8 protein-coding genes are annotated in these 12,337 nt (G+C 70.3%); 6 read left to right on the plus strand and 2 right to left on the minus strand.

Annotation, left to right across the window (positions count from 1 at the left end):
• Positions 1-17: 17 nt before the first annotated feature.
• Genes CCN56_RS08040 through CCN56_RS08055 form a run of 4 tightly spaced genes read left to right on the plus strand, consistent with a single transcriptional unit; the run spans position 18 to position 9,276 of the window.
• Positions 18-2,984, plus strand: a complete 2,967-nt coding sequence (locus CCN56_RS08040) for a DEAD/DEAH box helicase (RefSeq protein WP_086824984.1) — start codon at positions 18-20, stop codon at positions 2,982-2,984.
• Positions 2,984-7,099 (plus strand): Eco57I restriction-modification methylase domain-containing protein, encoded by a 4,116-nt coding sequence (locus CCN56_RS08045; RefSeq protein WP_086824986.1) that lies wholly within the window; start codon positions 2,984-2,986, stop codon positions 7,097-7,099. Before CCN56_RS08040 ends, CCN56_RS08045 begins: the two co-directional genes overlap by 1 nt.
• A gap of 23 nt (positions 7,100-7,122) precedes the next feature.
• Positions 7,123-7,584: a hypothetical protein gene (locus tag CCN56_RS08050; protein ID WP_086824988.1), complete on the plus strand. Its 462-nt coding sequence runs from the start codon at positions 7,123-7,125 to the stop codon at positions 7,582-7,584.
• Between the two features lie 60 nt (positions 7,585-7,644).
• Entirely contained in the window at positions 7,645-9,276 is a 1,632-nt protein-coding gene (locus CCN56_RS08055) for a hypothetical protein (protein ID WP_086824990.1), read from the plus strand.
• 52 nt (positions 9,277-9,328) lie between these two features.
• On the opposite strand, the gene CCN56_RS08060 is transcribed toward CCN56_RS08055, so the two are convergent.
• Both CCN56_RS08060 and CCN56_RS08065 read right to left on the minus strand, forming a co-directional pair.
• Entirely contained in the window at positions 9,329-9,520 is a 192-nt protein-coding gene (locus CCN56_RS08060; RefSeq protein WP_086824992.1) for a DUF397 domain-containing protein, read from the minus strand.
• The gene (locus tag CCN56_RS08065; protein WP_086824994.1) at positions 9,517-10,389 is read right to left on the minus strand and encodes a helix-turn-helix transcriptional regulator; all 873 of its coding nucleotides are present in this window, start codon (positions 10,387-10,389) and stop codon (positions 9,517-9,519) included. Before CCN56_RS08065 ends, CCN56_RS08060 begins: the two co-directional genes overlap by 4 nt.
• A gap of 166 nt (positions 10,390-10,555) precedes the next feature.
• On the opposite strand from CCN56_RS08065, the gene CCN56_RS08070 reads away from it, so the two are divergent.
• Together CCN56_RS08070 and CCN56_RS08075 are read left to right on the plus strand one after the other, a co-directional pair.
• Positions 10,556-11,005: an ATP-binding protein gene (locus CCN56_RS08070; RefSeq protein WP_086824996.1), complete on the plus strand. Its 450-nt coding sequence runs from the start codon at positions 10,556-10,558 to the stop codon at positions 11,003-11,005.
• 125 nt (positions 11,006-11,130) lie between these two features.
• Positions 11,131-12,337 (plus strand): hypothetical protein (locus CCN56_RS08075; RefSeq protein WP_143664460.1); only part of this gene is annotated, 1,207 nt, incomplete at its 3' end.

Consider the following 12,337-nt stretch of genomic DNA (forward strand, 5'->3'; position numbering starts at 1 on the left):
AGGAACTGAGACAACTCATGAGCCTCACGTACACAGCCGGCTCGCTGGTCGCCGCCCGTGGCCGGGAATGGGTGGTGCTGCCCGAGAGCGCCCCCGACATGCTGGTGCTGCGCCCCCTGGGCGGGGGCGAGGACGACATCGCGGCCGTCTTCCCCGCCTTCGAGGAGGTGCGTCCGGCCGAGTTCGCGGCGCCGAGCCCGGCCGACCTGGGCGACCAGCGGTCCGCCGGTCTGCTGCGCACGGCGCTCCGGATCGGCTTCCGCTCGGGTGCGGGCCCGTTCCGCTCGCTGGCCTCGATCGCCGTGGAGCCCCGGGCCTATCAGCTGGTCCCGCTCCTCATGGCGCTGCGGCAGCGGACCGTACGGCTGCTGATCTCGGACGACGTCGGCATCGGCAAGACGGTCGAGGCCGGCCTGATCGCCAAGGAGCTGCTCGCGCAGGGCGAGGCGACCCGGCTCGCCGTGCTGTGCTCCCCCGCGCTCGCTGAGCAGTGGCAGTCCGAGCTGCGGGAGAAGTTCGGCATCGACGCCGAACTCGTCCTCGCCTCCACGGTGTCACGTCTGGAGCGCGGCCTGGAACTGGGCCAGTCCCTGTTCGACAAGCACCCGTACACGATCATCTCGACGGACTTCATCAAGTCGACCCGGCACCGCGAGGACTTCGTCAAGCACTGCCCCGACCTGGTGATCGTCGACGAGGCCCACTCCTGTGTGGCGGCCGACGACGCCGCCAACGGTGGTACGTCGTCCGCGGCGAACCAGCTCCGGTACGAGCTGCTGCGCAGGGTCTCCGCCAACGAGGACCGGCACCTGCTGCTGCTGACGGCGACCCCGCACTCCGGCAAGGAGTCCGCGTTCCGCAACCTGCTCGGCCTGGTGCGGCCGGAACTCGCGACGCTCGACCTGGAGTCCCCGGCGGGCCGGGCGAAGCTCGCCGAGCATTTCGTGGCCCGCAAGCGCGCCGACGTCCGCGAGTACCTCACCAAGGAGGACGGCCTCGCCGACGACTCCCTCGCCGAGCGGACGGCCTTCCCGTCCGACCGCTGGACGAAGGACGAGCCGTACAAGCTGACGCCGGCCTACCGGGCGCTGCTCGACGACGCCATCGCCTACGCCCGCGACCGCGTCGCGGCCGCAGGCGAGCAGGGCAAGCGGGAGGCGCGGATCGCCTGGTGGTCGGTGATCGCACTGCTGCGCTCCATGGTGTCCTCGCCCGCGGCCGCCGCGCAGACCCTGAAGACCCGCTCCGAGTCCGCCACCGCCCGCACCGCGCAGGAGGCGGACGCACTGGGCTCCCCAGTGGCCTCCGACTCCGCCGAGAACGACCGGCTCGAAGGCATGGACGTCGCCCCGGGCGCCGCCGAGTCGGAGGAGGCGGGCGCCCGGCTGCTCGACCTGTCCCGGCGGGCCGCCGCACTCGTCGGCCCGGCCGAGGACGCGAAGCTGAAGGCCCTCACCCGCCACCTGAAGAGCCTGATCGCCGACGGCTACCACCCGATCGTCTTCTGCCGCTACATCCCCACCGCCGAGTACCTCGCCACCCAGCTGGAGGGCAAGCTCGGCAAGAAGACGAAGATCGCCGCGGTCACCGGCACCCTCTCCCCGCAGCAGCGCCTGGAGCGCATCGAGCAGCTCGCCGCCGAGGCCGCCGCCGAGGAGGCCGACGACCCGGCCGTCCGCCGTGTCCTCATCGCCACCGACTGCCTCTCCGAGGGCGTCAACCTCCAGCACCACTTCGACGCGGTCGTCCACTACGACCTCGCGTGGAACCCCACCCGCCACGACCAGCGCGAGGGCCGCGTCGACCGCTACGGGCAGAAGCGCGACCAGGTCCGGGTCATCACCATGTACGGCGAGGACAACGGCATCGACGGCAAGGTCCTGGAGGTGCTGTTCAAGAAGCACCGGCAGATCATGAAGGACCTGGGCATCTCCGTCTCCGTCCCCGACGAGACCGCCTCCGGCGTCACCGACGCCGTCGTGGAGTGGCTGCTGCTGCACGGTCGGCAGGGCAGCCAGGAGAGCCTGTTCGACCTGGACGGCCACCAGGAGTCGTTCGACCGGATCGAGCGCGAGTGGAACTCGGCCGCCGAGCGGGAGAAGACCTCCCGCTCCAAGTACGCCCAGCGCGCCATCCACCCGGAGGAGGTGGCACGCGAGGTCGCCGCCGTACGGGCCGCGCTCGGCGGCGCCGAGGAGGTGCGCGGCTTCGCCCTGGAGGCCCTGCGTGACCTGGACGCCCTGGTCCGCGACCCGAGGGACGGCTCCGGCGACTTCACGGCCCAGGTCGGCGGCACCCCCGCCGGTCTGCGGGACGCGCTCGCCGCCACCCTCGGCGGCCGGCTCGTCGAGGAGGACCGCGAGATCCCCTTCCGTACGACGCCCGCGATCGGCCGCGGAGAGGCCGCCCTGGTCCGCACCGACCCGGCGATCGGCGCCATCGCCTCGTACGTCCTGGACTCGGCCCTCGACGCGAACACCCCCGGCCCCCGGCCGGCCCGCCGCTGCGGTGTCGTCACCACGGACGCGGTGAGGGTCCGCACCACGCTCCTCCTGGTCCGCTACCGCTTCCACCTGACGCTGCCGTCCCGCACCGGTGAGCGGCAGCTGGTCGCCGAGGACGCCCGGCTCCTCGCGTACGAGGGGATGCCGTCGCGCGCCCGCTGGCTGGACGACGAGGCGACCACCGCGCTCCTCGGGGCCCGCGCCACCGCCAACACCCACGAGCAGATGGTGGCCAACCAGATCGCCAAGGACCTGGGCGGTCTGCCGGACCTGGCCGCGCACCTCACCGAGTACGGCACGCGCCTGGCCGCCGAGCTCGACGCCTCGCACCGTCGGGTCCGCAAGGCCAACGAGGAGATCGTCCGCGGTCTGAAGGTCGTCCCGCAGGAGCCCGCCGACGTCCTCGGCGTGTACGTCTACCTGCCCCAGCAGTCCGCCCCCGCCGCGTCCGCCCCTACCGTGTCCGGAGCCGAAGCCTGATGTCCGCCGCCACCCGCAACGCCCTGGCCTTCACCGCCGTCACCACGGTCGGCGGACTGCTCCCCGCCGACATGCTGCTCCGCATCGCCGAGGCGCGGAACCTGCCCGGCACCAAGTCCGCCGACTACGGCCTGCCCGCCTCCGTGCCCGTACGCGACGAGGCCGAGCGCGCCTGGGAGTACCTCAAGCCCCTCTGGCGCGACCTGCGCGCAGCCCTGCCGTCGGACCCGACGACCGGCGCACCCGCCGCCGACCCGACCGGTCGCGCCGGCACCGACTGGCTGGCCCAGCTCTTCCGCAAGCTGGACTTCGGCGCGCTGACGGAGGTCGGTGCGGCGGGAATCCCCGCCGACTCCGACCCGGACAAGCGCTTCCCCGTCTCCCACCGGCACGGCCCCGCGCTCATCCACCAGATCCCCTGGAACCAGGAACTCGACAAGCGCCCGGCCCCCGGCCAGGTCCCCGCGCAGTCCATGCTCCAGGACTGCCTCAACCGCGCCGAGGCCCACCTGTGGGCCGTCCTCACCAACGGGCGTCGCCTGCGCCTGCTGCGCGACTCCTCGTCCTTCTCCACCGCGGCCTACGTCGAGTTCGACCTCGAAGCCCTCTTCGACGGCGAGCTGTTCAGCGAGTTCGTCCTCCTGTACAGCCTGCTGCACGCGTCCCGCTTCACCGTGGCGGACGGCACGGCTGCCTCGGGGTGCTGGCTGGAGAAGTGGCGCGCCGAGGCCGTGACCTCCGGCGCCCGTGCCCTGGACCAGCTCCGCCTGGGCGTCCAGAACGCCCTCACGGTCCTCGGTACGGGCTTCCTGCGCCACCCGGACAACGGCAAGCTGCGCGAGAACACCGACCCGAAGGCCCTCCGGGACGCCCTCCTTCGCCTCGTCTACCGGCTGCTGTTCGTCTTCGTCGCCGAGGACCGCGACGCCCTGCTCGACGGAAAGCCGGGCGAGCCGGGACGGGAGGCGTACGAGCGGTACTTCTCCTCGGCCCGGCTCCGCGAACGCGCCCGCCGACGGCAGGGCACGGCCCACGGCGACCAGTACGAGGCCCTGCGCATCGTCCTGACCGCCCTCGGCACGGAGGGCGGCCGCCCCGAGCTCGGTCTGCCCGGCCTCGGCGGCCTGTTCTCCCACAAACCGGCCGACGCGCCGCTCGACGGCCTCAAGCTGTCCAACGAGTCGCTGCTCGCCGCCGTCCGCCACCTCGCCCAGGTCCGCGACCCGGGCGCCCGCCGCTGGCGTCCGGTCGACTACCGCCACCTGGACGCCGAGGAGCTCGGCTCGGTCTACGAGTCCCTGCTCGAGCTGGAGCCCAAGCACTCGGCGACGGACCGGTCCTTCGAACTGGTCGAGGTTGCGGGCAACACCCGCAAGACGACGGGAAGTTACTACACTCCCTCCTCGCTCATCGAGTGCCTGCTCGACACGACGCTGGACCCGGTGATAGACGATGCCGTGAAGCGGGGCGAGCTGAAGGCCACCGAGGCCGGCCGGCCCGACCCCGCCGACGACATCGTCGCGGAGCTCCTTTCCCTGACGGTCTGTGACCCAGCCTGCGGCTCGGGCCACTTCCTCGTCGCCTCGGCGCGGCGGATCGCCAAGCGGGTGGCCTCGGTACGTGAACGGAACCCGGAGCCCCCGGTCGACGCCCTGCGCCACGCCCTCCACGAGGTCGTCGCGCGCTGCATCTACGGCGTGGACCTCAACCCGATGGCCGTGGAGCTGGCGAAGGTCTCGCTGTGGCTGGAGGCGATGGAACGGGGCAAGCCGCTGAGCTTCCTCGACGCGCACGTCAAGCACGGCAACGGGTTGATCGGCACGACGCCGAAGCTGCTGTCGGAGGGTGTCCCGGACGACGCGTTCAAGCCGATCGAGGGCGACGACCGGAAGTTTGCGTCTGGCCTCGTGAAGCGCAACAAGGCCCAGCGGGGCGGCCAGGACGAGCTCCTGTTCGACACGGAGACCCTGCCGGGGAACGAGCGGTACGCGGCGGAGCTTGCGCGGATCACGATGGCCCCGGCGGATTCGCTGGAGCAGGTGCGGGCTCAGGAGTCCGCCTACCGCGCCTACACGAAGGCGACCACATACGTCGACGACCTGCACGCCGCCGACGCGTGGTGCGCCGCGTTCGTGTGGCCGAAGCAGGTGGGCGCGCCTGATGCCCCGACGGACCAGGTGTTCCGGGCGCTGCGGGGCCGGGACCAGTCGGTGGTGTCGGATGCGACGCATGCTCAGATCCGGGAGCTGCGGGACCAGTACCGGTTCTTCCACTGGCACCTGGAGTTTCCGGAGGTGTTCTCCGTCCCGGAGTCGGGTGTGGGTGTCCAGGCGGGGACGGGGTGGGCCGGCGGGTTCGACGCGGTGGTGGGGAATCCGCCGTGGGAGCGGGTCGAGATGGTGGAGCACGAGTTCTTCGCCCAGCGGGACCCGCGCATCGCCGGGGCCAAGAACTCCGCTGCGCGGAAGCGCCTCATCGCCGAGCTGCGCGACGACCCTGATGGCGTGCGTCTGTACGCCGAATTCGAGGCTGCCAAACGGCGCGCGGAGGGGGAGAGTCACTTCCTGCGGAGCAGCGACCGTTTTCCGCTTACCGGTCGGGGGCGCATCAACACGTACGCCGTGTTCACAGAGACGGACCGGACGCTGACGGGGCCGCGGGGGCGGACGGGCGTGATCGTCCCGACTGGGATCGCGACGGACGCAACGACGCAGTACTTCTTCAAGGACCTTGTTATCAAGGGGCACCTTGTCGCCGTGCACGGCTTCGAGAACGAGGAGAGGATCTTCCCTGGCGTTCACCACGACCGGCCATTCCTCCTGTTTTGCATGCGGGGCTCCGGAAGACTCGACGACCAGATCTCCCTTGCGTTCCGCGTCCGTCAGGTCGCCCAGATCCCTGAGCGCTCTTACCCCCTGACAGGCCACGACATCCAGCTCCTCAACCCGAACACCGGCACGTGCCCTGTCTTCCGCAGTCGCCGGGATGCCGAGATCACTCTGGGGATCTACCGCCGCGTGCCAGTCCTGATCAACGAGACGAAGGAGGCGGGCGGGAACCCTTGGTGCGTGTCGTTCGCCCAAGGCTTGTTCAACATGGCAAGCGACTCCCACCTGTTCCGCCCGGCTGCCCAGAACGACGAGACCTTTGACGATCTCCTCAAGGCAGGCTGGACCCTCGATGGCAACGTACTCGTCAACGGCGATGAGCGCCTACTCCCGCTGTACGAGGCCAAGATGCTGCACAACTACGACCACCGCTTCTCCACATACGAGAACGCTACGGAGAAGCAGCTCGCTGTGGGTACCCTCCCGCGTCTCACTATGGAACAGCATCAGGATGCCTCCGCCGTCCCAATGCCACGCTATTGGGTGCCGGAGCAAGACGTTCCAACTGGTGAACACGACAGGAGCGGCAAGCCCATCATGGAGCAAGGCGTTCGCAGCCGCCTTGCAGCCAAGGGGTGGCACCAGGACTGGTTGCTGGGCTGGCGGGACATCACCAACACAGGCAACGAGCGAACGCTGATCGCGGCGGCCGCCCCTGCCCACGGCTTCGGCCACAAGTACCTCCTGGCCCTTACCCCGCAGGCGGCGCTGCTCACGGCTGTCTGGTCCTCGTTCGTCGTTGACTACGCGGCGCGACAGGCGATCGGTGGCACATCGATGAGCTACTTCATCGTGCGACAGCTGGCTGTCCCCACCCCAGACCAGCTTTCGCCCCACACGGCGTTCATCTCCCCGCGCATCCTCGAGCTCACCTACACGGCAAACGACATGAGCGCGTTCGCTCGCGACCTCCACGACACCGGCGCCCCCTTCCGCTGGGACCCCGACCGTCGTGCCGTCATCCGTGCCGAGCTGGACGCCCTGTTCTTCCACCTCTACGGCATCACCCGCGACGACACCGCCTACATCCTCGACACCTTCAACGTCACGCGCGACAACGACATCAAGGCGCACGGCGAGTACCGCACCAAGAACTTGATCCTCGCCGAGTACGACCGTATGGCTGCCGCCGGCCTGACGATGGAGACCCCGCTCACCGAGGGCGAGTCCGGCAGCTACCGTTCCACGCTCACCCCGCCCCCCGGCCAGGGCCCCCGCCACAACTGACCCATCCGAGGAAGCAACGCCAAGTGGTCCGTAGAAGCCAGACCAGCAACCCGCGCTCGGCCGTCGTTCTGACGTCGGGCGCGGACGGGGGGACGCGTGCCGCCGGGCAGCGTCGGGGCAGTGGGGCCGAGTTCCCGCTGCCCCGGCGGCAGGCCGCGAAGGTCAAGGCGTTGCAGCAGGTCCTCGGGGTGATCCGTACGGCGATGAACGCCAAGCGCTGGGCCCAGGCGCGGTACGTGCTCAGCCGCGCCCGGGCCCTCGTCAACGCCCTGCCCGCCGATCAGACCGTCCAGGAACGCGAGCAGCTCACCCTGCTCCGGAAGAAGTTTGAGGCACGCGGCACGACAGCCGCCAAAAGCGTCGCCAAGAAGAAGTCGGCCCCGAAGCCCGCGCCCAAGAAGGCCGCGCCGAGACCCGCACCCGACCTCGGCGACCGCTTCCTCAACCGTGCCGCGCTCGGTTACGGCCCTGCCGGCGAGGAATGACAGGCACCTCACGTCTCACACCCTTGAGGGGGACCGTCCATGGAACCACGCGGCTATCGCATGGTCGTGTCGACCGAATCGGATTACGTCGACACCTGCGCCATAGCAGAGCGGAAGTTGATCGAATGGCTCAAGTTCACCAAGCGGTACGACCCTTCCGGGCTCGACGAGGGCCGGACCGAGATCGCCGCCCACGCGACCCTCGACCGTGACTCCGAGTCCGGCAGGAAGGGTGCGTACAGTCGGTGGCGCATGCGCGAGACGCCCTCCGCCACCTCGGGCACCTGGCAGTCGACGCTCGTCGTGCGCTCCGGGCTCCCCGAGGACGAGGGCCGCACCTGGGTGCAGGTCGACATCGAGCACCAGCCGGCCAACACGGGCGAATTTCCTAAGCCCGCCAAAACTCCGGGCATCGCTCGGTCTCTGCTTGATGCGCTGGAGGCTCGCGACGGCCAGGCCGACGTCACCACCACGCCGGCCTTCATCGAGGACGACGGCGATGTTAACGACCTGCTCGAAGAGCTGTGCGATGCCAACCGTCGGATGCCCGTCGTCATCGCCACCGTGCCGTACGGCAAGGACCCCGACGACTGGTCACGCAGGGTCGTCGAGCCGCTCTTCCGGAACCTGCATGGACTGGCCGTGCTGTACGTCCTCATGCCGGCCGCGCAGGTCAAATTCAACACCGAGCTGGAGTTCCACCCTGTGTTCGGCGGCGGCGTCCGCACGTACGTACCGGGGCTCGATCCGGCCTGGAAGCCGGACGCGCAGCGTCACCCGGTGATGTCCCGCCGGACCATCGAAGCCGGTACGCACCGTGCCGCCGCCATCCTTGCTGCGCTCCCGCAGCGGCTCGCCTCGCGCCACGCGCTGCCTGCCGCCCTGCTGAGCGTTCCGCGACAGCGGACTCGCCTTCGGCCGAGCTCGGACGGCGCGGACATCGCCCAGCTGCGTAACGACAACGCCGCGCTGACCTCGCTGCTGAACGAGGCGGAGCAGGCGGAGGCGGTGCGTGTCAACGAGATCAACGACCTCTATGCGGAACTCGCCCAGGCGGAGCGGGGAAGCGATGACCTTCGAGGCCAGAACGAGGAGCTGTACGACAAGTTCCAGGAATCCCAGCGCCTCATACGCTTCCTGCGGGAACGTCTGGAAGCCGCCGGCGACTTCGCCACGGCCTACGGCGCGGCCGACACTCCGTCCATCACCTACCCGGAGACCTTCGCCGACCTGCTCGACCGGCTGGAAGAACTTCCCTTCATCGCCTTCACGGGCAACCCCAAGACCACCCAGAAGCTCGACAGCCAGTCGGTGGACAACTGGCTGAACGTGGCCTGGGACGGTCTCCTGGCACTCAACCAGTTCGCCGAGGCCTCAGCCGACGGCAAGGCCTCCGGCGACTTCCTGAGCTGGTGCAAGTCCGAGGCGTCCGGCGACTTCCCGTTCCCCGCGGCCAAGGTGGCCATGCGGGAGTCCGACACCGTCGCCAGGAACGGCAAACTGCGCAGCGAGCGCATCCTGCCCGTCCCGGAAGCGGTCGACGCCGACGGGCGAGTCTTCATGCAGGCCCATCTGAAGATCGGCGGAGGCAACACCGTCGCCCCGCGCCTCCACTTCTACGAGGACGGCCCCAGGTCGGGGAAAGTGTACGTGGGCTACCTCGGCCCGCACCTACGCAACACGCTCACCTGAGAGACGAGGTGTGCCGCCGTTCGCTCCGCTGTCGCGGCGGCACACCGGTCGTTCAGTTCCCCGACACGAACCTCACGAAGGGCGCCCACTCCTCGCGCCTCACGACGAACGCCGGGCGGGTCACGTCCTTGGAGTCCCGTACATGAACGGCCTGTTCGGCGATCGCGATCTCCACGCAGCTGTCGCCCTCGCTGCCGCTGTAGCTGGACTTGAACCAGGCGAGTTCCGTCGTACCGGTGTTCATAGCTCTCCTCGCAGTCGCTCCAGCAGGTCCCTGGAATCCTTGGGACTCAGGGCCTGCGAGCGCAGTGTTTCATAGCGGTGGCATAGCACACTTACCTCTTTCGCGTCGGAGATCAGCCGACCGTTCTTCTGGCCCTCGGAGTAGCCGAGCCGCCGCCCCTCAGGGGTCTCCAGAACCTGCACCGGCCCATCCAGGCACGCATGCAACCCCGCCTCCATCGGCACCACCTGAAGCGTCACATTGCGCGGAGCGCTCCGCTCCAACACATGGTCCAGCAGCCCCCGCATCGCCTCCGCGTCCCCGAACCAACGCCGGAACACATGCTCCTCCACGATGAAGCTGAACGGCACGGTCGGCCGTTCGCGCATCATCCGTTGCCGTTCCATCCGTGCAGTGAGCTGTGCCTCCAGCTCCTCGTCCGTCCGGAGCGGGATCGTGCCCTCGAACACCGCCCGCGCATACGCCTCCGACTGCAACAACCCCGGCACCAGCCGGCACTCGTACGTGCACAGGCTCACCGCCTCCCGCTCAAGCCGGGCCCACCTCCGGAACCAGGCCGCGAGGCCCACCTCTCCCCGGCTCACGTGGCGCGCGGCCTTCCTCAAAGCCCCGGTGTTGCCGGTCGCCTCCTCCCCGCGCTCGACGAAGGCCTCGTCCGGCATCCGGCGGCCCAGCTCCACCGACTCCACGGTGTGTTTGGAGTACCGAACGCGGTCGGCGAACTCGGCCCGGCTGAGGCCCGCGTGTTCGCGCAACGCCTGGACGACCGCGCCGAACGTGCGCAGACTGTCCGACGGGTGGGGTTCCCGCTCCCACTCCCCCGCCGGGACCACCCGGGCGCCCGCCGCCTCCCCTTCGACGATGCTCATCCGCCGCCCCTCTCTCCGTGCCGCACCTACGGCGATCACCGCCCGCATTCACCACTCAGCGTGACCGCACGCTCCGCGTACTGTCCACACCACGTGCCCGTACGCTGACTCCGCGTACGGGGTGCGGCACTCGCTTCCGGCCACATCCGGCCGTCACGCTGGCCCCATGAACCGACCCCTCCCCCAACTGGCCGCGCCACAGCTCGCCTTCACGCAGCTGCTCTCCTCCACGCGGCGCGGCGCCCGGCTCGCACGGCTACTCTGCCTGACCCAGCTGCGGTCGTGGGGCGCTCCGCAGGACCTCACGGAGCGTGCCGAGTACGTCGTCGCGGAGCTCGCCACCAACGCCGTACTCCACGGTCGTCTGCCCGGCCGCAGCTTCCGGCTCTCGCTCGCGTACGACCCCTCACCCGGTCGTCTTCGCGTCGACGTCACGGACGCGTGCGGGAACCGGTGGCCATTTCCTCGTCCTGTGAGCGCCGCGCCCGAGAGGCTGCACGACGGCGGTCGCGGTCTCGCGCTCGTCGCCGCGCTCGCGGACCGCTGGGAAACGTTCCCCTACCCGCCCAGCGGCAAGACGGTACGGGCCGAGCTGACCGCTCAGCACCGGGAATGAGTCACGTCGGCGGAACGTCACGCAAGATCCAGCCACCTCGTCCGATCGTGCGTTGACGTCGCCAACACACCTCCCTACGGTGGCTCTTGTCACGTCGGGGACCAGGGGGGCCATAGATCGTGCACGTGGACGACACCGGCGAACCCGACCGGACCGTCACGGCGGACCATCTTCTCACCAGGGCCGAGCATGCCTTCCTTCGAGCCGAGTTCGGTCTCGTACGACCGCTTCTGCAGCGGTTCCAGAGCGAGTTCGGTACGACCGAGGACGAGGACGCCGCCCTCCGGTACACCATGCTCCGCAGCGCCCTGGCCGCGCGGGCCGGGAACTGGCAGGAGGCGGCCCGTCGGTTGCCCGACAGCGACGACCTGGGCTGGGCGGAGACGGGGATCGTCCACGCTCTCGCGGTCGGTGCCCTCCGCAGGCTGAGCGAGGAAGGACGGCACACCGAAGCCGGTACCGCCGCGCTCGCGATCGTGCTGTGGGCGCACCTCCTGGGCGAGGAGGACCCCGGTGACTTCCGCGGGGTCATCGCCGAGCGGCGCGGCGCCCCCGTACCCGACGAGCTGTGGGAGGACGCCCGCCGTCAACTGCTCGGGCGCGTCACCGACCTCCTGCACGCCCTGGACGTCCGCGCCGGCCGGGACGCCCTGACCGCATGGGAGACGGCCTGGGAGGCCGAGCAGCTCGATCCTCTGGTCGTCCCGTCCGAGGCCGGTCCCGGCGAGTTGATCCCGCTCTCGGGCGCCGCCTGGGCTCTCGTCGACCAGGGCCGCCACTCCACCCTTCTCGACGCCTACACCGCACGCCACCCGGACCCCGGCGGCTGGACCGCCGAATCGCCCGACCACCTTTCGTGCGCCAGCCCGGTCTCCCGGGCTCTCGCGGCACGGGCACTGGACCACATGGGGGCCGGGGAGTGGGGCAAGGCGCTCGCGGACTTCAGCGGGGCGCGGCGGCTCGGGCGTACCCTCACCGCCGCCGACCGGGCGGCCGTACTCCGCGCGGGAAGGAACGTCGGGCGGGGGCGCAACGGGCACGGCTACTCCTCGACCGACCGGATCGACGGCCTGGAGTTGGCCCGCGCGCTGCTGCCCGAGGAGGGTTCCCTGGCTCTCGACCTCGCGGCCGAGTTGGTCCGCCAGGGCAGGAAGGTGCTGCACAGAGACCCCGAACAGAGCTGGATCCGTTTCACGCGGGCCCTGGTCGTGTCGCCCGACGCCCCGGGCGCCCGGTCCGGCCTCGACGAGCTTCTCAGAGCGGAGCTGGCCCAGGCGCTCGCCGGGGCTCGGCCCAGCGAGAGGATCCGCGCCCGCGCCGTGGAGGACCTGC

Origin of the sequence: Streptomyces sp. NRRL B-24572 (assembly GCF_002156145.1) — a bacterium.
GTDB classification, from domain to species: domain Bacteria; phylum Actinomycetota; class Actinomycetes; order Streptomycetales; family Streptomycetaceae; genus Streptomyces; species Streptomyces vietnamensis.